At 73.0% G+C, this 20800-nt stretch carries 25 protein-coding genes and 1 tRNA gene; 15 read left to right on the top strand and 11 right to left on the bottom strand.

Going from position 1 to position 20800, the window contains the following annotated elements; genetic code table 11:
• Window positions 1-26 precede the first annotated feature (26 nt).
• Window positions 27-102 (top strand) — tRNA-Arg (locus IEY96_RS02240).
• A 56-nt stretch (window positions 103-158) separates the two neighbouring features.
• Here IEY96_RS02240 and IEY96_RS02235 read toward each other — a convergent pair.
• The 7 genes from IEY96_RS02235 to IEY96_RS02205 form a co-directional block, all read right to left on the bottom strand.
• Window positions 159-1559, bottom strand: coding sequence for an MFS transporter (locus IEY96_RS02235; protein ID WP_189193113.1), 1401 nt, complete (start codon window positions 1557-1559; stop codon window positions 159-161).
• A complete protein-coding gene (locus tag IEY96_RS02230) occupies window positions 1556-2122 on the bottom strand; it encodes an ArsR/SmtB family transcription factor (RefSeq protein ID WP_229791340.1) in 567 nt (188 codons plus the stop codon). The genes IEY96_RS02235 and IEY96_RS02230 overlap by 4 nt, the downstream gene beginning before the upstream one ends.
• Before the next feature lie 79 nt (window positions 2123-2201).
• A complete protein-coding gene (locus tag IEY96_RS02225; RefSeq protein ID WP_189193111.1) occupies window positions 2202-2912 on the bottom strand; it encodes an alpha/beta hydrolase in 711 nt (236 codons plus the stop codon).
• 193 nt (window positions 2913-3105) lie between these two features.
• Window positions 3106-3513, bottom strand: a complete 408-nt coding sequence (locus tag IEY96_RS02220) for an arsenate reductase ArsC (protein WP_189193110.1) — start codon at window positions 3511-3513, stop codon at window positions 3106-3108.
• A 91-nt stretch (window positions 3514-3604) separates the two neighbouring features.
• A complete protein-coding gene (locus tag IEY96_RS02215; RefSeq protein ID WP_189193109.1) occupies window positions 3605-4348 on the bottom strand; it encodes an aquaporin in 744 nt (247 codons plus the stop codon).
• A gap of 138 nt (window positions 4349-4486) precedes the next feature.
• Window positions 4487-5176 carry an arsenate reductase/protein-tyrosine-phosphatase family protein gene (locus IEY96_RS02210; protein ID WP_189193108.1) on the bottom strand — a complete coding sequence of 230 codons (690 nt, stop codon included), beginning with the start codon at window positions 5174-5176 and terminating at the stop codon, window positions 4487-4489.
• Between the two features lie 78 nt (window positions 5177-5254).
• Window positions 5255-5584: an ArsR/SmtB family transcription factor gene (locus IEY96_RS02205; protein WP_189193107.1), complete on the bottom strand. Its 330-nt coding sequence runs from the start codon at window positions 5582-5584 to the stop codon at window positions 5255-5257.
• A gap of 63 nt (window positions 5585-5647) precedes the next feature.
• Here IEY96_RS02205 and IEY96_RS02200 point away from each other — a divergent pair, with 63 nt between their 5' ends.
• On the top strand, window positions 5648-6757 hold the full coding sequence (locus IEY96_RS02200; protein WP_189193106.1) for a flavin-containing monooxygenase: 1110 nt from the start codon (window positions 5648-5650) through the stop codon (window positions 6755-6757).
• On the opposite strand, the gene IEY96_RS02195 is transcribed toward IEY96_RS02200, so the two are convergent.
• Complete coding sequence (locus IEY96_RS02195; protein ID WP_189193105.1) at window positions 6729-7106, bottom strand: ArsR/SmtB family transcription factor; 378 nt, start codon at window positions 7104-7106, stop codon at window positions 6729-6731. The genes IEY96_RS02200 and IEY96_RS02195 overlap by 29 nt on opposite strands.
• Before the next feature lie 258 nt (window positions 7107-7364).
• Here IEY96_RS02195 and IEY96_RS02190 point away from each other — a divergent pair, with 258 nt between their 5' ends.
• The 8 genes from IEY96_RS02190 to IEY96_RS02155 all read left to right on the top strand — a co-directional run bounded on the left by IEY96_RS02190 (window position 7365) and on the right by IEY96_RS02155 (window position 12975).
• Window positions 7365-7625, top strand: coding sequence for a hypothetical protein (locus tag IEY96_RS02190; RefSeq protein ID WP_189193104.1), 261 nt, complete (start codon window positions 7365-7367; stop codon window positions 7623-7625).
• Entirely contained in the window at window positions 7622-8110 is a 489-nt protein-coding gene (locus IEY96_RS02185; RefSeq protein ID WP_189193103.1) for a hypothetical protein, read from the top strand. The genes IEY96_RS02190 and IEY96_RS02185 overlap by 4 nt, the downstream gene beginning before the upstream one ends.
• 30 nt (window positions 8111-8140) lie before the next feature.
• Window positions 8141-8878 carry a M28 family metallopeptidase gene (locus tag IEY96_RS02180; RefSeq protein WP_308429884.1) on the top strand — a complete coding sequence of 246 codons (738 nt, stop codon included), beginning with the start codon at window positions 8141-8143 and terminating at the stop codon, window positions 8876-8878.
• A gap of 12 nt (window positions 8879-8890) precedes the next feature.
• On the top strand, window positions 8891-9217 hold the full coding sequence (locus IEY96_RS02175; protein ID WP_189193102.1) for an ArsR/SmtB family transcription factor: 327 nt from the start codon (window positions 8891-8893) through the stop codon (window positions 9215-9217).
• The gene (locus IEY96_RS02170) at window positions 9217-9714 is read left to right on the top strand and encodes a GNAT family N-acetyltransferase (protein WP_189193101.1); all 498 of its coding nucleotides are present in this window, start codon (window positions 9217-9219) and stop codon (window positions 9712-9714) included. Before IEY96_RS02175 ends, IEY96_RS02170 begins: the two co-directional genes overlap by 1 nt.
• 73 nt (window positions 9715-9787) lie before the next feature.
• Window positions 9788-11191 carry an FAD-dependent oxidoreductase gene (locus tag IEY96_RS02165; protein WP_189193100.1) on the top strand — a complete coding sequence of 468 codons (1404 nt, stop codon included), beginning with the start codon at window positions 9788-9790 and terminating at the stop codon, window positions 11189-11191.
• The gene (locus IEY96_RS02160; protein WP_189193099.1) at window positions 11191-12429 is read left to right on the top strand and encodes an MFS transporter; all 1239 of its coding nucleotides are present in this window, start codon (window positions 11191-11193) and stop codon (window positions 12427-12429) included. Before IEY96_RS02165 ends, IEY96_RS02160 begins: the two co-directional genes overlap by 1 nt.
• Before the next feature lie 45 nt (window positions 12430-12474).
• Window positions 12475-12975 (top strand): SRPBCC family protein, encoded by a 501-nt coding sequence (locus IEY96_RS02155; protein ID WP_189193098.1) that lies wholly within the window; start codon window positions 12475-12477, stop codon window positions 12973-12975.
• Here IEY96_RS02155 and IEY96_RS02150 read toward each other — a convergent pair.
• Both IEY96_RS02150 and IEY96_RS02145 read right to left on the bottom strand, forming a co-directional pair.
• Window positions 12926-13663: a class I SAM-dependent methyltransferase gene (locus IEY96_RS02150; protein ID WP_189193097.1), complete on the bottom strand. Its 738-nt coding sequence runs from the start codon at window positions 13661-13663 to the stop codon at window positions 12926-12928. The two genes, IEY96_RS02155 and IEY96_RS02150, sit on opposite strands and share 50 nt — an antisense overlap.
• 42 nt (window positions 13664-13705) lie before the next feature.
• Window positions 13706-14659: a helix-turn-helix transcriptional regulator gene (locus IEY96_RS02145; protein ID WP_189193096.1), complete on the bottom strand. Its 954-nt coding sequence runs from the start codon at window positions 14657-14659 to the stop codon at window positions 13706-13708.
• A gap of 81 nt (window positions 14660-14740) precedes the next feature.
• Here IEY96_RS02145 and IEY96_RS02140 point away from each other — a divergent pair, with 81 nt between their 5' ends.
• Window positions 14741-15427: a 4a-hydroxytetrahydrobiopterin dehydratase gene (locus tag IEY96_RS02140; RefSeq protein WP_189193095.1), complete on the top strand. Its 687-nt coding sequence runs from the start codon at window positions 14741-14743 to the stop codon at window positions 15425-15427.
• Between the two features lie 188 nt (window positions 15428-15615).
• Window positions 15616-16392, top strand: coding sequence for an HAD-IIB family hydrolase (locus IEY96_RS02135; RefSeq protein WP_189193094.1), 777 nt, complete (start codon window positions 15616-15618; stop codon window positions 16390-16392).
• Between the two features lie 37 nt (window positions 16393-16429).
• Here IEY96_RS02135 and IEY96_RS02130 read toward each other — a convergent pair whose 3' ends face one another.
• On the bottom strand, window positions 16430-17275 hold the full coding sequence (locus IEY96_RS02130) for an SDR family oxidoreductase (RefSeq protein WP_189193093.1): 846 nt from the start codon (window positions 17273-17275) through the stop codon (window positions 16430-16432).
• A gap of 122 nt (window positions 17276-17397) precedes the next feature.
• Between IEY96_RS02130 and IEY96_RS02125 the strand changes: the two genes are divergently transcribed.
• From IEY96_RS02125 to IEY96_RS02115, 3 genes are all read left to right on the top strand, one after another.
• Window positions 17398-17754: a winged helix-turn-helix transcriptional regulator gene (locus IEY96_RS02125; RefSeq protein WP_189193092.1), complete on the top strand. Its 357-nt coding sequence runs from the start codon at window positions 17398-17400 to the stop codon at window positions 17752-17754.
• 93 nt (window positions 17755-17847) lie between these two features.
• Entirely contained in the window at window positions 17848-19650 is a 1803-nt protein-coding gene (locus IEY96_RS02120; RefSeq protein ID WP_189193091.1) for a pectate lyase-like domain-containing protein, read from the top strand.
• 255 nt (window positions 19651-19905) lie between these two features.
• On the top strand, window positions 19906-20784 hold the full coding sequence (locus tag IEY96_RS02115; protein ID WP_189193090.1) for a trypsin-like serine protease: 879 nt from the start codon (window positions 19906-19908) through the stop codon (window positions 20782-20784).
• Window positions 20785-20800 lie beyond the last annotated feature (16 nt).

Below are 20800 nucleotides of genomic sequence, written 5' to 3'. Positions count from 1 at the left end.
CGCAGGTCGCTAGACTGACGACTCGCGCCCTCGTAGCTCAGGGGATAGAGCATCGGTTTCCTAAACCGTGTGTCGCAGGTTCGAATCCTGCCGGGGGCACCAGGCCACACCCCTGATCGACGATCACCGCTCCTTCCGGCATGGATCGGCGGCAGCGCCTACCGCACGCTTCCTGCTCGGGGTCCTGCCTCGGACGACGTCCTCTGATCAGGATGAGGTGGTCCAGCGGCTGCAGGAGGAGGGTCTGGTCGGTTGCGCGGGCCGGGCGGTGGCGCGCTCTGCCGTCCTTCGGCAGCCGAGGTGCCCGTCGCCGGCTCGTCGAGGGTGGCGATGTGACGCACCGGTGAGGTGAGTAGCCACAGTACGGCGAGGGCGCCGCCAAGGCCGGCGACGACCAGTGTCGGTCGCAGGCCGATGGTGGTGCCCAACCAGCCGCCGACCAGCGCTCCAAGCGGTCTGATTCCGTAGTTGACCGCACTGTACGCGCCCGCCCGCCGTCCCCGCGCGTCGTCGGGCGTGACCGAGGCGAGCAGGGCGTTGAGGTTGACGTCCATCAGCATCACGCCGACGCTGGAGACCATCTCGATAACCGCGAGCGCTGCGATTCGGGCCCAGGTCGGGCCGGACACGAACGCTGTCAGCGCCAGGGGAGCAGGAAAGAGAACCGCTCCGATCATCGCGGTGCGGCCCAGGCCGATGGTGCGGGAGACCCGAGGTGCCAGTGCCGCACCAGCCAGCCCGCCGACCGCGCCGACGCCGAAGGCGATGCCGATCGCGCCGGCCGACAGACCAAGCTCACGGCTTGCATACAGCACGAGCAGTGCGTTGGTCATGAGGGTGAAGAAGTTGACGGTGCTGGTGCAGCCGAGAACGGCGCGCATCACCGGATGACGCAGCACCATGACGAGGCCGTCCCGCACCAGACCAAGGGTCGAGGACCGCGGTGGCGCCGGCCGTGCCTCGTCCACGGGAATTCGACCGATCAACAGCGCGGACCCGAGGAAGGACACCACGTCGACGAGGACCGCGACCGGGGCGGTGAGGGCCTGGACCAGACCGCCGCCGAGGGCCGGCCCGGCCGCGAACGAGGCTGCCCGGCTCAGACTCAGCTTGCTGTTCGCCTCCACATACGCCGACGGCGGGACCAGAGCGACGAAGAACGCCTGGCGCGCCATGCCGAACAGGACCGCACCGGCTCCGGTGAGCAGGGCGACCAGATAGAGATGGGCCAGCGTGACCACGTCCAGCAGGTAGGCCACCGGGAGGCTGAGCAGCACCACCGCGCGGACCAGGTCGGCCACGATCAGCAGGCGGCGCTTGCGGGTCCGTTGGTCCACCCACACGCCGACGAACACGCCCAGCAGGTTGGGAAGCCAGATCAGGGCGGTGAGGATGCTGACCTGCGCGGGCGTCGCGGTGAGGACGGTGACGGCGATCAGCGGCAGGGCCAGCTCGCTGATTCGGTCGCCGAACTGGGAAACGGTTTCGCCGAGCCAGAAAGTGCGAAAACGCCGATTGTCGCGCAGGACCGCCGGGGGCCTCGTGGTGGTGGCGGTCATGACGCCGCCGGGTCGTCGCCGGGCTCGGGCAGCAGATAGCGCAGCATCCGCACGAGCCGCGCACCGTCCGGCAGCTCGCCACCCTTACGCCGGACGTACGGCGCGAGCAGTGCCTCGATCGCTTCTTCGAGCTGCCGCAACTCGTCAGCGGTAACGGCGAACCGGGTATCGGCCAGCCCTGCCAGGGCTCGCCACTCCGGATCCAGCCGCGGCTCGTCCCGCAGCGACCACTGCACGGGCGCCTCCGCGGATCGGGCGAACATCTCGGCCTGCAGTTGCCGCGCCGCGTCCTGACCCTCTGCGTCGTCGGGCATGGTGAATCGGAAGCCCTTGCCTGCCGCCTGCCACCACCGCTCCCGCTTGTTCGTTGCCCCGTCCCAGTCGGTGACGAGACCGAAGGAGGCGAGGTGCCTCAGGTGCCAGCTGACGACCGATGGCGTGGCACCGACGTGGGGTGCGAGCTGGGTGGCCGTCGCGGGGCCGTGTCGCTGCAGCCGATCGAGCAGAGCCAGCCGTACCGGATGAGCCAACGCCCGCAGCGCCTGCGGAGAGGTCAGCTCCATATCTCCGTACGGATTTGTGAGAGACATGTTTCGAAAGTAGTCTCTCAGATCGGCGCGCGCAATCCTCCCCGTATGTGGGTCAGCTGACCGGGGAGCACCACCTGGCATACATGCGCGTGATGCTGGCCGTCACCGTGTCGGGATCGACCAACTGGTGCAGATGGTGGCCGGGGACCTGCTCCACGTCCCAGCCACGTTCGCGCGCGTCCTGCGCCGCTTGCTCGTACGGCGGGCCGAACAGCAGGTAGCCACACGGCACGCTGTCCCAGCCGTCCGGCACCGGCACCTGTTCCTGGTAGTAGCTCAGGGGTAGGCGGGGCTGCTCGGCCGAGACGCCACGCCGGGTCTCCGGGTCCGGGAACATCGGCGCGACGTCGGACTCGTCCCACCACTCCGTCCACTGCGGCAGGCGACCGCCGGTCACCTTGGGCCGCAGGAAGTCGAGCAGCTCGGGCGGTGCGACCGGCGTCGGCCCGGTGCGCGCGGGCAACGCCGCGTCGACGAACAGGCAGCCGACAACCCGAGGTCGGGTCGCCTCGGCGATGAGCGGGACGAAGAGGCCGGCATTGCTGTGGGCAACGAGTACCACCGGTTGGCTCGACGGCAGCTCGCCGATCGCCCTGCCCACGGCCTCGGTGATGAACGGCCAGAAGGGTGGAGGGGCGTCCGCCACGCCGCGGAGCGAGGGCGCCAGGGCCGTGGCACCCGACGCCTTCAGCCTCGCCTCCACCGGCGCCCAGGTCAGCGGTCCCACCGACGGGCTGTGCACGAGAACCACCGCAGGATCCATGCGGCTCACCTTCGCCGACATCGCCCGCCGCCGCTGTCCGGGTCTGCCGACAGCAGACATCCGTTTCAGACCCTTGATCAAGAGTTCGTGCCGCTCGGGCTCCTGCCGGTGTGCGCCTGGTCCTTCCAGGGAGACCGCGCGCCGGGTGCCCGCCGCACAGCCATCCCCCAGGGCGGCCGCGCGAAGAAGTCGATCAGGCGGTGGCCCGTAGCTCGGTGAGCAGCTTCTCCACCCGGGCGCGGATCTCGTCGCGGATGGGGCGGACGGCCTCGACGCCCTTGCCGGCCGGGTCTTCGAGCTTCCAGTCCTCGTAGCGCTTGCCCGGGAAGACGGGGCACGCGTCGCCGCAGCCCATGGTCACGATGACGTCGGAGGACTCGGCGGTCGCGTACTCCAGGAGTTTGGGGGTCTGGTCGGTGATGTCGATGCCGACCTCGCGCATGGCCTCGACGGCGGCCGGGTTGACGGCCCCGGCGGGGGCCGAGCCGGCGGAGCGGACCTCGACGGTGTCGCCGGCGAGGTGGCGCAGCCAGCCGGCGGCCATCTGGGAGCGGCCGGCGTTGTGGACGCAGACGAACAGGACGCTGGGCTTGTCGGACATCAGGAGCCTTCCTGGCGGTGCGGGTCGCGGGGATGGTCGACCGGCGGCCCGTCGGGGGTTTCCCGCGGGGAGCGGCCGGCGGGGTCGGTGGTCATGCGCGGCGGTCGAACGCGGCGTCGTCGTCCGTGGGGACGACGACCTGATCGGCGGCGCGCCCGGCGTCGGGGTAGAGGGCGGTCAGGAGCCCGAGGCCGACGGCGAGGCCGACGAACTGGGAGAGCACGAAGCCGGGCACCGAGGCGGGCGCGATGCCGGCGAAGCTGTCGCTGAACGCCCGCCCGATCGTGACCGCGGGGTTGGCGAACGAGGTCGACGAGGTGAACCAGTAGGCGGCGCCGATGTAGGCGCCGACGGCGGCCGGGGCGACCGGGGCGCGGCCGGAGCGGGCGAGGGCGAAGATCAGCAGGATCAGGCCGGTGGTGGCGACGACCTCGCCGAGCCAGAGGTGGCCGGCGGACCGGTCCTTGCCGGAGAGGTCGACGGCCGCGAGGTCGAACATGAGGTTGGCCAGGATGGCCCCGGCGATCGCCCCGACGACCTGGGCGGCGGTGTATCCGGCGAGGTCGCGGGCGGTGAGACCGGTGCCGGTGCGGCGGCCGAGGAACCAGTCCGCGGCGGAGACGACCGGGTTGAAGTGGGCCCCGGAGACCGGACCGAAGATCAGGATCAGGGCGGCCAGGGCGAACGCGGTGGCGATCGAGTTCTCCAGGAGTTGGAGGCCGACGTCTCCGGGGGAGAGCGTGGTCGCCATGATGCCGGAGCCGACCACGGCGGTGACCAGCAGTGCGGTGCCCGTGAACTCGGCCAGCAGGCGCCGCCGGCGTGCGATGATCATCAGTCTGTTCTCTCCCATTGCGGTGCGGTCGCGGACCGTGTGTCGCCCCCGTGGGCGAGGGCCTGCAGGCGCGGGCGGGCGAAGCGTTCGGCGAGTTGCTGGTCGATGGAGAGGTCTTCGTCCGCGCGCGGGCCGGCCTCAGCCATGACGTTCCCCTGGATCGACGACAGGTGCGAGCCGGTCGACGCGGGCGGCGAGGTCGATGAACGCGGCCTCGAACGCGGCATCGGTGTCGACGCGGACCGGGTCGGGCACCGACCAGTGCAGGCGGGAACGGACCCGCCCGCTGAGTTCCTCGTGCGCGTTGTCGCACACGGCGATCACCAGATCCCCCTCGTGCGCCACCTGGTCGATGTGGGCGGTGCCGGTGGGGTCGAGGTGGAGTCCGTGGCGGTGGGCCACGGCGACGGCGCGGGGGTGGACCCGGGATGCGGGTTTCGTGCCGGCGGAGGTGGCCGGCGTGCCGGCCCGGCTCGCCCAGAGCGCGGCGGCGAGTTGGGAGCGGGCGGAGTTGCGGGTGCACACGAACACCACCCGATTGGCGTCGGTCACCGAGGGCGGAGCCAGTGTCGCCAGCACTTCCGGCCGCAGGCGGAGGTAGGTGCGGCGGCGGTCGCCCTCGGACCGGCCACGCCCGACCAGGCCAGCCTCGGTGAGGACCTTGACGTGGTGGGCGACGAGGTTGGTGGGCATGCCAAGGTCCCGGGCGATCTCGCCGGGAGAGGCGTCGCCGAGAGTGAGCGCGTCCACGATTGCCAGACGCGCCGTGTCGCCGAGGGCGGCGTGGATGCGGGCGCGCCCCTGCAGGGAGGACCACTCAATGCTCATTGACTCAACTATCGTTGAGCGAAAGGGTGGGTGTCAAGCGGGTGGGCTGCGGTGCCGGTTCGGTGCTGAGGCCGCGAATCAGCAGCAGGTCATCAGGTACGCCTGGAGCTCTGCCAGTGCCGCGAGTGTGCCGTCGCGGTCGGCCCGGTAGTACACCGTCTTGCCGTCGCGCCGTGACGTCACCACCCGCCCTCGGCGCAGCAGGGTCAGTTGCTGTGATGCTGTCGCCTGGCTGATGCCCGTGCGCTCGGCCACCTCGCCGACCGACAGTTCGGCACCCTGCGCGAACAGCGCCATGATCCGCTGTCGGGTCGGGCTGCCCAGCGCCTTGAGGAACTCCTGCGTGTCGGGTCCCAGCCCGCTCTGTCCGGTGCCGCGCGTCTCGGCTCTGGGCGTTGGCTGGTCCATGCTTCCCACCCTTTCGCATGACCATCATATTGTCATTCAACGAAATGACGATATGATGATGAAGTGAGTAGCTCCTTCGAACCTGTGGTCATCGTCGGAGGCGGCCAGTCCGGTCTCGCCGCCGCTCGTGCCGTCCTGTCCGCTGGCCTGCGCCCGCTCGTTCTCGAGGCGGGCGCCGAGTCGGTCGGCTCATGGCCCGGCTACTACGACAGCCTCACCCTGTTCTCCCCGGCCCGGTACAGCGCGCTGCCCGGCATGGCGTTCGACGGAGCCGACCCCGACCGTTACCCGGCCCGTGACGAGGTCGTCGCCTACCTGCGGCGCTATGCCGCAAGCCTCGACGCCGACATTCGCACCGGTGTCCGCGTCGCCGCCGTACGCCCCCGTCCGGGTGGTGGTTTCCTGGTCACCACGAACGGCGGCGATCAGATCGCGGCGGCGGGAGTGGTCGCCGCGAGCGGCTCGTTCGGCAACCCGCATCTGCCCAGGCTCTCCGGCCAGGATGACTACGCCGGCGAAGTGCGGCACGTCGCCCGATACCGAAGGCCCGAGCCGTACCTCGGCAAGCGGGTCATCGTCGTCGGTGCCGGCAACTCCGCTGTCCAGGTGGCGTACGAACTGGCGCCGCTGGCCAGCGTCACCCTGGCCACCCGGGCACCGATTCAGTTCGTGCCCCAGCGTATCGGCGGCCGGGACCTGCACCACTGGCTCCGCGTCACGGGCGTGGACCGCCTGCCGCGCCCGGTGCTCACCCGCCTGGTCCGCCGCGCCGCCGTGCTCGACACCGGCGTCTACCGCGACGCCGTCGACTCCGGCCTGCTCGACCGTCGGGAGGTGTTCACCGCCTTCACCCCCGACGGCGTCACCTGGCCCGACGGGACGTCCGAGCCGGTGGACGCGGTGATCTTCGCAACCGGCTACCGCCCGAACCTCGCCTATCTGACCGCGCTCGGAGCCCTGCGCGGCGACGGTCTGCCTCGGCAGGTGGGCGGGATCTCCACCAGTCACCCGGAGCTGGTCTACCTGGGGTTGGAGTTCCAGCGGTCGTTCTCGTCGAACACCCTGCGCGGCGTCGGCCGCGACGCCACCCACGTCATCGCCGCCCTGGCCCAGCGCGTGCGCGGCGCGGGGCGTGGGTCAGGGGCTATTCGGCGCTCGTCGGTTCGATGGTGAGCAGTGCCGCGAGCTGGCGCAGGATCGCCGGCCGGGCCCGGTAGTAGACCCAGGTGCCCCGCCGCTCGGCATCGACGAGGCCCGCCTCGCGCAGGGTCTTGAGGTGATGCGAGATGGTGGGGCCGGTCAGGTCGAAGGCGGGCGTCAGGTCACAGACGCACGCCTCCCCGCCCTCGGCGGAAGCGATCATCGACATCAGCTGCAGCCGCACCGGGTCGCCGAGGGCCTTGAACGCGGGGGCGAGAACGGCGGCCGTCTCGGCCGGCACCCGGCGCTGCGCCAGCGGCGGGCAGCACGGCGTGTCGCCGGTGAGGTCGATGACGGGAAGCGACGCCCCTTGCTTTGACATTCCTCTAGGTTGACAGATGTCTAAGCAACGTGCAACTGTCTGATTCGACGGACGTCAAGACAGGCGCCGTGGGAAGGGGATCGTCATGTTCGGAAGGGCTCGGCGGCCAGCGGCAGCCCGCGTGGGAGCGCGGTTCTGCGACTCCTGTGCCGAGGTGTCCACCTCGGCGCAGCGGGCAGAGCGTCGCTACGACCGCACCCGCACCACCGTCCACACCCTGTTCGGCCCCCGGTGACCCCTGATCGGAAAGGACCTGTGATGAGTGAGAACACCCCGACCACCCCCGCGACGACGGGCGGGTTCGCCGGCGATCCGGCCGCCGCCCTGGCCGTCACCGGCTCCGGTTCCTGCTGCGGCAGCCCCGCCCAGGCGGTCGGGTCGATCCTCCCGCCCGCCGGCTCGGCGCCGACCGCGGGACCGTGCTGCGGCACCCAGCAGGCCGCCGACGCGGCGGGCTCCTGCTGCGGTGCCGAGGCGAAGGCCGAAGCCGTGAACGCGGGTCAGGGGTGCTGCGGATGACACCGGCACCGGGGTCGGCCGTCCGCATGGAGGCGATCCTCGCGACGGTGTCCGCCGGTCGGATGGCCGCCACGCTCGCGGCCCTCGCCTCGCCTGGGTTCACCGGCCGGCGGGTCGGCACGGACGGCGGGGCCGCCGCCCGTGCCTGGCTCGCCGACCACCTCACCGCGCTCGGCGCGACCGTTGACACCGACGACTTCCCGGTCCGGGCCGTGCCCGAGGTGTACGCGGCGCCGACCGTCGCGTGGGGCGAGGGCCGAAGCTCGACATCCCTGGTCTTCGGCCGGGAGGTCGCCATCCACTCGGCCTCCTGCGACGCCGGCGAGGTCAGGCGCGGCCCGTTGGGCCTGGCCGGCAACGGAGACCCGACCGGCCGGTGGCTCGTGGTGCCCCCGGGCGTGAGTCTGTTCGACGCCTACGCGGACGCCCGGGATGCCGCCGGTCTGGTCGTGAGCCGCGCGGTCGACGCCGACGGCTGGCAGTGAACCACCCTCGCCGGCCCGGACCCGGGGCCGCTGCCCGTCCTGACCCTCGACGCCGACACCCACCGCGCGGTCCTCGCCGCCGCCACGACCGGGCACGCCTGGCTGAGCGGGAACACCCCGCTGCGGCGCCGGGACGTCACCGGCACCAACATCCACGCCACCTTCCACCCGGCCGCGCCGGGCGGGGCCGACCTGCTGCTGACCGCCCACTACGACGGCGTCGGCGACCACCCCGGCCTGCGCCAGCCCGGCGCGGCCGACAACGCCAGCGGCGTCGCCGTCGTCCTGGAGGCCGCTCGGATCCTGTCCACCGCACTGCCCGCCGGGGTGGGGCTGTCCGTCGCGTTGCTCGACGCCGAGGAGGTCGGCGCGCTGGGCTCCGCCCACCACAGCCAGCGGCTGCGGGCCGGCGGCGCGTACCCCCTGGTCGTCAACGTCGACGGCGCCGGCCTGCTCGACCGGGCCGCCGCGGTGGAGGCCGGCGGGCCGGCCCACGCGCTGCTCGCCCTGCTCGACCAGGCCGGCCGGCACACCGGCGTCCCGCTCGCCGCCGGGCCGGTCGCCTCCGACAACCGCCGCTACGCGGCCGCCGGCCTGCCGGCGGTGGGCATCGGCGCCGGGATGGCCGGCTACCACAGCCCCGCCGACACCCCGGACCGCGTCGATCCGGACACCCTGCGGGCGATCGGCCGTCTGGTCGTGGCCACCGCCTGCCTGGCGCCGCCCGCACCGGCTACACTTCGATCGTCAATCGGCGATAAACGATAGAAGGAGGCGGGGGTGGGCGAGCTGCTCGAGCGGGCGACCGCGCAGACCTATGCGTCGTGGTTCCGGGCCCTGGCGGATCCGACCCGGGTGCAGATCGTCGAGTACCTGGCCCGCCACGCCCGGCCGATGAGCGTGGGCGAGATCGTCGCCGCCGTCGGGCTGGCCCAGTCCACCGTCTCGCAGCATCTCAAGATCCTCACCGAGGTGCGGTTCGTCCTCGTGGAACCGGTCGGCACCGCCCGGCACTACCGCATCAACGACGCCTGCGTCGGCTGCTTCCCCTCTGCCGCCGACGTCGTCATGGGCCGACCCGCCCCCAACCCGAAGGGAGCCTGCTGATGGCCGAGCTCACCGTCCGACCGATGACGGCGGAGGACGCCGACGCGGTGCTGGCGATCTACCAGGCCGGCCTCGACGCCGGCGACGCCAGCTTCGAGACCGCGGCTCCCGCCTGGCCGGCGTTCGACGCCGCCAAGCTGGCCGACCATCGGTTCGTCGCCCTCGACACCGACGGCGCCGTGATCGGCTGGGTCGCCGTCTCGCCGACCTCGACCCGCGCCGTCTACGCGGGGGTGGTGGAGCATTCCGTGTACGTCAGCCCGGCGGCCCAGGGGCGGGGCGCGGGCCGGCTGCTCCTGGACGCGCTGATCGCCTCCACCGAGGCGGCCGGCGTGTGGACCATCCAGTCCGGCGTCTTCCCCGAGAACACCGCCAGCCTCGCCCTGCATCGACGAGCCGGTTTCCGGGTCATCGGGACGCGCGAGCGGGTCGGCCGGCACCACGGCCGGTGGCGTGACGTCGTCCTCCTGGAACGCCGCAGCCCGGCTGTCGACTGACCGCATCGAGCCGCGTCCCGCCGGGCTCCTGCTGCCCTCTTGATTCGATATTTCTCTACATAGGAGTCACCTCATGAGCGTCCTGAACGAGTTGCCCGTGGCCGTGATCGGTGCCGGCCCGGTCGGCCTGGCCGCCGCCGCCCACCTGCACGAGCGCGGCCTGCCCTTCGTGGTCCTCGAGGCCGGTGACAGCGCCGGCGCCGCCGTCCGGGAGTGGGGACACGTACGGCTCTTCTCGCCCTGGCGGTACGACATCGACGCGGCGGCCCGCCGCCTGCTCGACGAGACCGGCTGGGTCTCCCCGGACCTCGACGCCCTGCCCACCGGCGCGGAACTCGCCGCCGACTACCTCCAGCCCCTCGCCGAGCTGCCCGCGCTCAAGCCGCACCTGAGCTACGGGGCCCGGGTGGAGGCGATCAGCCGGCTCGGCCTGGACCGGCTGCGCACCGCCGGCCGGGAGGGGACCCCCTTCCTCATCCGGCTCACCGACGGCCGGGAGATCCTGGCCCGAGCCGTCATCGACGCCTCCGGCACCTGGGGCACCCCGAACGTCCTCGGCTCGTCCGGCCTGCCCGCCCGGGGCGAGCGGGACGTCACCGCGTTCCTGGAGCACGCCCTGCCGGACGTCCTCGGCGCCGACCGGGACCGCTTCGCGGGCCGGCACACCCTCGTCGTCGGCGCCGGGCACTCCGCCGCCAACACCCTGCTCTCCCTCGCCGAGCTGGCCGCCGCCGAGCCCGGCACCGAGGTCACCTGGGCGATCCGGTCCGCCTCGCCGGCCCGCACCTACGGCGGCGGGGACGCCGACGCGCTGCCCGCCCGGGGCGCCCTGGGCTCCCGGCTGCGCGAGCACGTCGACGCCGGTCGCATCCGGCTGCTGACCGGCTTCGCCGTCCACGCCCTCGCACCCGTCGACGGGCGTGTGGCGGCGGTCGTGCGGCACGCGGACGGCGGCGAGGAGTCCGTCACGGTCGACCGGATCGTCGCCGCGACGGGCTTCCGACCCGACCACTCCATCGCCGCCGAGCTGCGCCTGGACCTCGACCCGGTCATGGGTGCCACCCGCGCCCTCGCGCCGCTGATCGACCCCAACGAGCACTCCTGCGGCACCGTCCCGCCGCACGGCGTCGACGAGCTCGCCCACCCGGAGGTCGGCTACTACGCCGTCGGCATGAAGAGCTACGGCCGGGCGCCGACCTTCCTCATGGCCACCGGCTACGAGCAGGTCCGCTCCGTGGTCGCCGCCCTCGCCGGCGACTGGGAGGCCGCCCGGGACGTCCAGCTCGAGCTGCCGGAGGCCGGGGTCTGCAACAGCAACCCCGCCGACTCGGCGGCCGGCGACAGCTGCTGCGGTCCGGCGCCCGCCGGAAAGGGCCTGTCCACCGGCATCTCGGGCGGGCTGCTGGCCACGCCGCTGAACCTCGTGACGCTCGACGTCGCCCCGAGCGGCCAGGCCGGCGGCTGCTGCGGCAGCTGATGTCCACCGCCGCCGCCACGGTGCCCGCCGGCCAGGAGGTCGGCGGGCACCGCGCCCAGGTCTGGCGTATGGTCGCCGCCCTCGCCGTCACCTCGACCGTCAGCTACGGGACCCTCTACTACGCCTACGCGGTCCTGCTCCGCCCCATGGCCGTCGCCCTCGACACCTCCACCACCGCGGTGACCGGAGCGCTCACCGCCTCGGTCCTCGCCGGCGCCGTGGCGGCCGTACCCGTGGGGCGCTGGCTCGATCGCCACGGCGGGCGCGGGCTGATGACCACCGGGTCGATCGCCGCCACCGGGCTGCTCCTGGCCTGGTCCCAGGTCCGCACCGTCGAACAGCTCCACGCCGTCATGATCGGAATCGGGATCGCCGGCGCCATGGTGCTCTACCAGCCCGCCTTCGCCGTCATCGTCTCCTGGTGCGGCCCCGACCGCCGATCCACGGCCCTGCTCGTGGTCACCGTCGTCGCCGGCTTCGCCAGCACGATCTTCATGCCGCTCACCGGCCTCCTGGTCGAGCACCTCGGCTGGCGCCACGCGTTGATCGTCCTCGCGGGCATCCACGGCGCCGTGACCGTACCGCTGCACCTGTGGGCCGTTCGCAGGCCCGGATCGGTGCGGCCGCCGGCGGACCCGGGCCGGGCCGCCGACACCCGGCGACGCGCCACCGTCGACGCGGCGATGCGGGACGCCCGGTTCTGGATCCTGGTCGCGGTCTTCGTCCTGCACGGGACGGCTACCAGCACGATGACCGTGCATCTCGTCGGCTACCTGGTCAGCCGCGGTCACCCGCCGACCTTCGCCGCCGCCACCACCGGTCTGCTCGGCGTGCTGTCCGTCGCCGGCCGGCTCGTGTTCACCGGTGCGCGCCGCCGACTCGCCGTCACCGCGATCGTGGCCGCCATCTTCGGTACGCAGGCCGCGGCGGTCGCCCTCATGCCCCTGCTCGCCGGCACGCGGACCGGTGCCGTGATCGTCGTCGTCGGCTTCGGTCTGGGGTTCGGCGTGGCCAGTCTCGCCACGCCCGCCCTGCTCGCCGACCGCTACGGAACCGTCGCCTACGCCAGCGTCGCCGGCCGCCTCGCCGCGCCGGTGACCGTCGCGAAGGCGACCGCGCCCCTCGCGGCGGCGACCGTCCTGCACGCGACCGGCGGCTACGCCGTCCTGTTGACCGTTGTAGCCGCGTGTTGCGTGTCCGCCGGCGTCGGCCTGCTGATCCGGCGGGGGAACCAGTGAGACGGTCGGGCGGGGGCGCAGGCCGAGCTGGCCTAGGGTGGCCTCGTGCCGCGCATCGACGTGACCACGAGGGTCAGTGCCACCCCGGAGGCCGTCTTCGACGCCTGCCTGGACGTCGACCTGCACACCGCGTCGATGGGCACCAGCGGCGAACGCGCCACCGGCGGCGTCACGACGGGCCGCCTCTCGGCCGACGACGTCGTCACCTGGCAGGCGCGGCACTTCGGCCTGCCGTGGCGCATGACCGTGCGGATCACCGACCATCAGCGGCCGCACCGGTTCGTGGACGAGCAGACCAGCGGACCGTTCGCGCGCTGGCGCCACGAACACCTCTTCGCGCGCGACCCCGCCGACCCGACGGCCACGATCATGCGCGACCTGATCGAGTTCAGCGCGCCGATGGGACCGGCCGGCGCCCTGGTGGCCCGTGTCATCCTGCGGCCCTACCTGCGCCGGCTGATCACCCGCCGCAACGACTTCCTGGTCGGGGCGCTGGTCAGCCGGGCAGGCGGTACACGGAGACGTGGGAACGGGACTCGGCCGTGAACTCCGCCCCGGACCAGTCCGCGTACCTCGCCTCCAGCTCGAAGCCGGCGAGCTGGCCCATCAGGTCCAGCTCCGCCGGCCAGATGTAGCGGTGCGGGCTGCGGAACACCCGCGCCTCGCGGCTCTCGCCGAAATGGAAGTGGTGGGACACGACCTGCTGGCGCAGCACGTCGTAGGTGTCCAGGCCGATGTAGCCGGGATCGGCGCGCCACACGGTCGCCCGCTCGCCCGGGGTCAGCTTGCGCAGCTCGGGCACCCACAGCTCGATCACGAACCGCCCGCCCGGCCCGAGGTGGCGGGCTGCGTTGCGGAAGCAGGCGACCTGTTCCGCCTGGTCCAGCAGGTTGGAGATGGTGTTGTAGACCAGGTAGACGAGGGTGTAGTCGCCGGGCGCCGTGGCGGTGGCCATGTCGCCGACGACCACCGGGATCGTCGCCTCGTCGGCCTTCGTCCGGAGCTGCTCGACCATCGGTACGGACAGCTCGATCCCGGTCACCGGCACGCCGCGTTCCGCGAGCGGTACGGCCACCCGGCCGGTGCCCACGGCGAACTCCAGGGCGCGGCCGGCGCCCGCGAGGGCCGCGAGACGGTCCACGGTGGGCCCGAGGACCTCCGGCGCGAACATCCCGGTGCCCGGCGTGTCGTAGCGCTGGGCCGTCTCGGCGTCCCAGACCTCCTCCTGGCGCATGGCCCCACGATCGTCGTCGATCCCGGCGCTGTCCAACGGGTTTCAGTCCGCGTACCGGGCGGCGGCCGCGCGCAACTCGTCGGCCACCTGGGTACGCAGCTCGGCGGGGGCCAGCACCTCGGCCGCCGAGCCGAGGCTGAGCAGCGCCGACCGCGCCCACCCGGGGTTCTCGAACGGCACGGTCAGCTCGATCTCGCCGGTCGCGGTGACGGGCACCCGGTCCTTGCCGGGGACCGGCACGAGGCGGCGCAGGCGGGGCAGCGCAGCCGCGGCGACGCGGACGGTGACCTCGATGGCGACAGTCTCGTCCTCCAGGGCGCGGCGGGACTCGGCCCAGGTGGCGGACAGGTCGAACCCGGGCGGGCGGGCCGCCGGCTCGTCGAGCAGGTCCACCGCGCGCATCCGGGAGACCCGGTAGGTGCGCCGCTGCCCGTCCCGCAGCGCCACCAGATACCAGTCGCCGGCGGCGAGCACCAGCCCGAGCGGGTCGATCTCCCGGGTGGCGGTGCGGCCGTCCCGGACGTACCGGACGCGGACGCGGCGGTCGCGCCAGAGCGCGTCGGCGAGGTCGGGCAGGCAGGGCACCGGTTCCGGGGTGCCGTACCAGCGGGCCGGGTCGAGGTGGAACCGCTCGGTGGTCCGGCCGGCGCGTTCCCGGGCCTCGCCGGTGAGGCCGGCCCAGACCTTGATCCGTGCCCCCTCCAGGAGCTCACCGAGGCCCAGCTGCTCGGCCGGGCCGGCGAGCCCCAGGAACGCCAGCGCGCCCGCCTCGTCGAGCCCGACCCCGTTGAGCCGGGTGCGGTAGCCGCGGTCGAGGCGGTAGCCGCCCGCCGGCCCCCGGGTGGCGCGGACCGGGATCCCGGCGGCGACGAGCGCCTCGACGTCGCGCTGGACCGTGCGCTCGCTGACCTCCAGATGCCGGGCCAGCTCCCGGCCGCTGGCCTGGCCCCGCACCTGGAGCTGCAACAGCAGGGTCATCATCCGGGAGGCACGCACCGCGTCATGGTCGCGCACATATACGACACAGGATGTCGGGAACTGGCGGGAGACTCGGCCGTGACGACGAGGGGAGTGGGCATGACCGAACGGATCACGGCGACGGAGTTCCATCAGGCGTCCGGGGCGGCGGACTGGCGGGTGCTGGGCGAGGGGGCGTGCGCCTGGTTCCGCACCGGGTCGTTCGCGGCGGGCGTACGCCTCGCGTCGGCGATCGCCGACCTGCCCGGCCTCGACGAGCACGGGCCCGACGTCGACATCCGGCGCGACGGTGTGGCCGTACGCCTGGTCACCCGCACCGCCGAGCACTATGGGCTGACCGGCAGCGACCTCGACCGGGCCCGGCGGATCTCGGCGCTGGCCCGCGACCTGGGCGTGCCCGCGGACCCGGCGGCCGTGCGATCCGTCCAGGTGACCGTCGACGCGCTCGACCTGCCGGCGGTGACCCCCTTCTGGCGTGCCCTGCTCGGTTACGAGCACCGGGCCGGCAGCCCCGAGGACCTGGTCGACCCGCGGGGGCGCGGGCCGGCGTTCTGGTTCCAGCAGATGGACGCCCCCCGACCGCAGCGCAACCGGATGCACGTCGACGTCTGGGTCCCGTACGACGGGGCGGAGGCCCGGGTCGCGGCGGCCGTCGCGGCCGGCGGGCGTCTGGTGGACGACGCCCACGCCCCGTCGTTCTGGGTGCTGGCCGACCCGGAGGGTAACGAGGCCTGCGTCGGCGCGGCCGGCTGGCTCGACCCCGCGGCGGGGGCGGCCACGGAGTGACGGTGCGGCGTCTGCGGGCACGCCCCGGAGGCTGTGGCGATGCTCGTTCCGGAAGGCCGGCGGGGGCGAACGCGATAGCCTGCGATCGGAGTGCTGCGTGGCGTGACGCTCGGGGCTCGCGGGTGCCGGATGGTCACCGTCGGTACCCTGCTAGTCCTGGCCTGCCCGCGACGACATGGTGGTACTTCGTGAACGATCTTCGAGTGGTGGCGTTCGACCTGGACGACACCCTGGCGGTGTCCAAGTCCCAGATCGATGGTCGGATGGCGGAACTCCTCGGCCACCTGCTCACCGAGGTGGACGTGCTGATCATCTCCGGTGGCCGGTTCGAGCAGTTCGAGGCGCAGGTGCTGGCCCACCTCGACCTGACCGAGGAGCAGCGCGGCCGCCTGCACCTGATGCCGACCTGCGGCACCCGCTACTACCGCTGGATGGACGGCGACTGGCGGCAGGTCTACGCCGAGGACCTGAGCGAGGCCGACAAGGCCCGGGTCGTCGCCGCGCTCATGGAGTCGGCGCAGGCGCTCGACCTCTGGGAGCCGAAGACCTGGGGCGACATCATCGAGGACCGGGGCAGCCAGATCACCTTCTCGGCGCTGGGCCAGTCCGCGCCGCCGGCCGAGAAGTACGGCTGGGACCCGGACGGCAGCAAGAAGAAGCGGCTCCGCGAGGCGGTCGCCGCGAAGCTGCCGGACCTGGAGGTCCGCGGCGGCGGTTCGACCTCCATCGACGTCACCCGCAAGGGCGTGGACAAGGCGTACGGCATGCGGAAGCTGCTGGAGTGCCTGGACCTGAAGATCGACAACGTGCTCTTCGTCGGTGACCGGCTCGACGAGGGCGGCAACGACTACCCGGTGAAGGACATGGGCATCCGCTGCGTGGCGGTCACCCGCTGGGAGGAGACGGCCGACTACGTGGAGGCTCTCGTCGACGACCTGGTGAAGCTGCGGGCCGAGCCGGCCTGACCGCCGCCCCGGAGCGCGGGGCGGCGGCCAGGGGGCGTCAGAGGGCCGCGCGGATCGCCTCGGCGAGCGTCGTCGGGGTGCGGCCGAGCAGCCTGGCCAGGTCGTCGCCGACCTCCAGCTCGCCCTGGGCGAGGCCCCGGTCGCCGTCGGCGAGCACGGCCGCGTACCCCTCGGGCAGGCCGGCCGCGACCAGCAGCTCGGTGTACTTGTCCACGGGCAGGTCGAGGTAGCTGACCGTGCCACCGGTCTGCCGGGAGATCTCGGCGGCCAGCTCGGTCAGGGTGAAGGGCGCGCCGCCCAGCTCGTACACCTTTCCGGCCTGGCCCTCGGCGGTGAGCACCTCGGCGGCGGCCGCGGCGTAGTCCGCGCGGGTGGCGGCGCTGACCCGCCCGTCACCCGCCGCGCCCGCCACCCCGTGCTGGAGGTACGTGGGGAGCTGGCCGGTGTAGTTCTCCAGGTACCAGCTGTTGCGCAGGAACACGTACGGCAGGCCGGAGTCGCGGATCAGCTGCTCGGTCGCCCTGTGCTCGGCGGCGAGCACGAGGCTGGAGGTGTCGGCGTTCGCGATGCTCGTGTAGACGACCAGCCCGACGCCGGCCTCCCTGGCGGCGGTGATCACGTTGCCGTGCTGCACCAGCCGCTTGCCGACCTCGCTGCCGGAGACGAACATCAGCTTCTCGGCGCCCGCGAAGGCCGCCTGGAGCGACCCGGGGTCGTCGTAGTCGGCTCGCTGGGTGACGACTCCCCGCTCGGCGAGGCCGGCGAGCCGGTCGACGTCCCGGCCGAGCGCCACGATCTGGTCGGCGGGTACGCCCCGGTCGAGCAGCGCTTCGACGATCAGGCGACCGAGATGGCCGGTGGCGCCGGTGACGACGATGGACATGAGCACTCCCTGTTGGTGGCGACGGCAACTGTCTTCCCACGACAACGGGAACAACCTCCTCTTACTTCCCGTTGGAGAGTAGGCACCTTCAAGTTCGGTACGTACTGAAAGAGAGTGGTGACATGCAGGCCGACCCGTTCAACCGGAACTGCGGCAGCCGGAAGGTCCTCGACCGGATCGGCGACCGCTGGAGCGTGCTGGTCGTGCTCACCCTCGCCGACGGCGACAAGCGCTACGGGGAACTGGCCGAGCGGGTCGACGGGATCAGCCAGAAGATGCTCACCCAGACCCTGCGCGGCCTGGAGCGGGACGGCATCGTCACCCGCACCGTGCACGCGAGCGTGCCGCCCCGGGTCGACTACGCGCTCACCGACCTCGGCCGCAGCCTGCTCGACCTGGTCGCCGGCTTGGAGGCGTGGGCCACCACCCACCTGGCCGAGGTCGAGGCCGCCCGCGCCCGCTACGACGCCCGCGGCTAGTTCCGGAACCGGCCGAGTCTGGCGGGATCGGTGTCGATGCGGTAGGAACGCCCAGAGAGCGCTCTCCGTACCCACCACCGAACAGGCAGGCAGATGAGACCACTCGACCCCTCCCGCCGCCGCTTCCTCGCCCTCACCGCCGCCGCCTCGGCGGCGTCGGTCACCGCCCTCGGGCTTTCGGCCACGTCGGCCGCCGCCGCGTCCCCGGCCGGCGACGACGCCGCCGCCGAGCCCGACTTCGGCCCCAACGTCCTCGTGTACGACCCGACCACCCCGGTCGAGGAGATCCAGTCCACCCTGGACCGGATCTTCGCCGCCCAGGAGCACAACGAGATGGGCCTCGACCGGTACGCCGTGCTGTTCAAGCCCGGCCGGTACGAGGTGAACGCCCGGCTCGGCTACTACACGACCGTGGCCGGCCTCGGCGCGCACCCCGACGACGTGGAGATCCACGGCGCGGTGCGGGTGATCGGCCAGCCCGACCCGAACTCGCCGGCCGGCATCTCCGCGCTGACCAACTTCTGGCGCTCGGCGGAGAATCTCGCCGTCAGCCCGACCGACTGGTCGAACCAGTGGGCGGTCTCCCAGGCGTCCCCGATGCGCCGGGTGCACATCAAGGGCATCCTCTGGCTGGAGCCCGGCAACGGCGGCTACTCCAGCGGCGGCTACATCGCCGACTCCAAGGTGGACGGCATCACCATCAACGGGTCCCAGCAGCAGTGGCTGACCCGGGACAGCGAACTCGGCGGCGACTGGACCAACGGGGTCTGGAACCAGGTCTTCTCCGGCGTCGTCGGCGCGCCCGCGCAGGGCTTCCCGAACCCGCCGTACACCACCCTGCCGACCAGCCCGGTGACCCGGGAGAAGCCGTACCTCTTCGTGGACGGCGCGGGCTGCTGGCGGGTGGCCGTGCCCCGGCTGCGCCGCGACACCGCCGGCACCACCTGGGGCGCCGGCGCCGCGCCGGTGCCCTCGCTGCCGCTGGCCGACTTCTTCATCGCCAAGCCCACCGACTCGGCCGGGCGGATCAACCAGGAACTCTCCCGGCCTGGCCGGCACCTGCTGCTGACCCCGGGCGTCTACCACCTGGACCGGGCGTTGCGGGTCAAGCACCCGGACACCGTCGTGCTCGGCCTCGGCATGCCCAGCCTCGCCCCGACCACCGGTGACGCCGCCCTGCGGATCGAGGACGTGGACGGCGTCCGGATCGCCGGGGTGCTGGTCGACGCCGGGCCGGTCGAGTCGGAGGTGCTCGTCGAGGTCGGCAAGCGGCACAGCCACCGGTCGCACGCCACCGACCCGATCTCGCTCCAGGACGTCTTCTTCCGCATCGGTGGCCCGTACGCGGGCCGGGCGGTGACCAGCCTGGTGGTGAACAGCCGGCACACCCTGATCGACAACATCTGGGCCTGGCGCGGCGACCACGGCAAGCCCGGCACCATCGGGTGGACCGTGAACACGGCCGACACCGGAGTCGTGGTCAACGGCGACGACGTGACCGCGTACGGGCTCTTCGTCGAGCACTACCAGCGGTGGCAGACCATCTGGAACGGCGAGCGCGGCCGGACCGTCTTCTACCAGAGCGAGCTGCCCTACGACCCGCCGAGCCAGGCCGCCTGGCGCAGCCCGACCGGCAACGGCTGGGCCTCCTACAAGGTCGCCGACCACGTGCGCGAGCACGAGGCGTGGGGGCTGGGGGTCTACTCGTACTTCAACCAGAAGGTGGACATCCGCTGCGACCGGGCCATCGAGGCGCCGCGCCGGGCCGGCGTGCGGTTCCACGACGCGATCACCGTCTTCCTGGACGGCAGCGGCGGCATCGAGCGCACCGTCAACGAGGCCGGCACGCCGGTGGTCGGCTCGTACGGCACCAGCCCGGTGGTCAGCTACCCCTGATCCGCCGATCGGGACCCCTGGCCGGCCGCGCCCACGGCCGGCCAGGGGTGGCCCGGGCGATGTAACGAGAATTCGCCGGAACTCGCTGCGCCCGTCACCCCGTGCGCGGCCGGATCCCCGGTCATAGGCTCGCGTACATCGAGGACCGGCGACATCGCGGCCACCCGTGAGGGGGTGTCGGACGCGATCGAGGGGGCGCGTCCGAGGCCGGCCGCTGTCGTCGTCCCGCCACCAGATCCCGCACCGGAGGACTCTTTGCGCCGTTCCGCACTTCTCGCCTCCCTGACCACCGCCGCGGTTGCGGCGGTCCTGGCCGCCGCCGCCCCGGCATCGGCCATCAACACCTACAACGCCCAGCCCGCTCCGGAGCGCACCGAGGTCGGCGCCATGCTGGCCCTCTGGGACCGCGACGGCGACGGTGTCTCGGAGACCATCGACTGGTACTGCTCCGGCACGATGGTCGACCGGAACACGTTCCTCACCGCCGCGCACTGCACCACCGACTGGTCACCCGGCGTGCGCTTCTACGTCTCGCTGGCGCAGGACGTGCAGGGCGCGCTCGACGTGGCCAAGGCCGCGGGGCTCGGCCCGGCGGAGACCGCCGCCCGGGTCGGCGTCGAGGGCACCGGGCACACCAGCCCGGACTACCCCGGCAACTCCGCCGACGCGCACGACATCGCGGTCATCGAGTTCACCGACGGCCAGGCCGCCGAGCTGGCGCAGCGGTGGCCGTTCACCCCGGCGACGCTGCCCGCCGCCGGCCAGCTCGACGCGCTGGGCTCCCGCGCGCTGGACGCCGCGACCTGGATGGTCGCCGGCTACGGCACCGAGGAGGCCGCGCGCGGCCCGGGAGGGCAGACCCACCCCGGCGGTGGCGTCCGGAACAAGGCCGAGGTCGGCTTCGACGCGTTGAACAAGACCTGGGTGCGGCTGGCGATGAACGAGAGCCGCGGCTACGGGGGCGCCTGCTACGGCGACTCCGGCGGCCCGAACTTCGTCACCCTCGACGGCGAGCGGGTGCTCGCCGCCACCACCATCACCGGCGACGGCCCCTGCTACGCGACCAACGTGGCGTACCGGCTGGACGCGCCGACCGCGCGGGACTTCCTCGGCGAGTTCGTGGCCCTGCCCTGACCTGACGCGCGACCGG

The organism is Micromonospora fulviviridis (genome assembly GCF_014648395.1).
Lineage (GTDB): Bacteria > Actinomycetota > Actinomycetes > Mycobacteriales > Micromonosporaceae > Micromonospora > Micromonospora fulviviridis.
This window is presented reverse-complemented; position numbering and strand designations above follow the sequence as displayed.

Bases quoted from the DNA above. Each gene is read 5' to 3' on its own strand.
- IEY96_RS02235 (WP_189193113.1), bottom strand. From the start codon at position 1,559: ATGACCGCCACCACCACGAGGCCCCCGGCGGTCCTGCGCGACAATCGG.
- IEY96_RS02230 (WP_229791340.1), bottom strand. From the start codon at position 2,122: ATGGAGCTGACCTCTCCGCAGGCGCTGCGGGCGTTGGCTCATCCGGTA.
- IEY96_RS02225 (WP_189193111.1), bottom strand. From the start codon at position 2,912: ATGGATCCTGCGGTGGTTCTCGTGCACAGCCCGTCGGTGGGACCGCTG.
- IEY96_RS02220 (WP_189193110.1), bottom strand. From the start codon at position 3,513: ATGTCCGACAAGCCCAGCGTCCTGTTCGTCTGCGTCCACAACGCCGGC.
- IEY96_RS02215 (WP_189193109.1), bottom strand. From the start codon at position 4,348: ATGATCATCGCACGCCGGCGGCGCCTGCTGGCCGAGTTCACGGGCACC.
- IEY96_RS02210 (WP_189193108.1), bottom strand. From the start codon at position 5,176: ATGAGCATTGAGTGGTCCTCCCTGCAGGGGCGCGCCCGCATCCACGCC.
- IEY96_RS02205 (WP_189193107.1), bottom strand. From the start codon at position 5,584: ATGGACCAGCCAACGCCCAGAGCCGAGACGCGCGGCACCGGACAGAGC.
- IEY96_RS02195 (WP_189193105.1), bottom strand. From the start codon at position 7,106: ATGTCAAAGCAAGGGGCGTCGCTTCCCGTCATCGACCTCACCGGCGAC.
- IEY96_RS02190 (WP_189193104.1), top strand. From the start codon at position 7,365: ATGAGTGAGAACACCCCGACCACCCCCGCGACGACGGGCGGGTTCGCC.
- IEY96_RS02185 (WP_189193103.1), top strand. From the start codon at position 7,622: ATGACACCGGCACCGGGGTCGGCCGTCCGCATGGAGGCGATCCTCGCG.
- IEY96_RS02170 (WP_189193101.1), top strand. From the start codon at position 9,217: ATGGCCGAGCTCACCGTCCGACCGATGACGGCGGAGGACGCCGACGCG.
- IEY96_RS02165 (WP_189193100.1), top strand. From the start codon at position 9,788: ATGAGCGTCCTGAACGAGTTGCCCGTGGCCGTGATCGGTGCCGGCCCG.
- IEY96_RS02160 (WP_189193099.1), top strand. From the start codon at position 11,191: ATGTCCACCGCCGCCGCCACGGTGCCCGCCGGCCAGGAGGTCGGCGGG.
- IEY96_RS02150 (WP_189193097.1), bottom strand. From the start codon at position 13,663: ATGCGCCAGGAGGAGGTCTGGGACGCCGAGACGGCCCAGCGCTACGAC.
- IEY96_RS02140 (WP_189193095.1), top strand. From the start codon at position 14,741: ATGACCGAACGGATCACGGCGACGGAGTTCCATCAGGCGTCCGGGGCG.
- IEY96_RS02130 (WP_189193093.1), bottom strand. From the start codon at position 17,275: ATGTCCATCGTCGTCACCGGCGCCACCGGCCATCTCGGTCGCCTGATC.
- IEY96_RS02125 (WP_189193092.1), top strand. From the start codon at position 17,398: ATGCAGGCCGACCCGTTCAACCGGAACTGCGGCAGCCGGAAGGTCCTC.
- IEY96_RS02120 (WP_189193091.1), top strand. From the start codon at position 17,848: ATGAGACCACTCGACCCCTCCCGCCGCCGCTTCCTCGCCCTCACCGCC.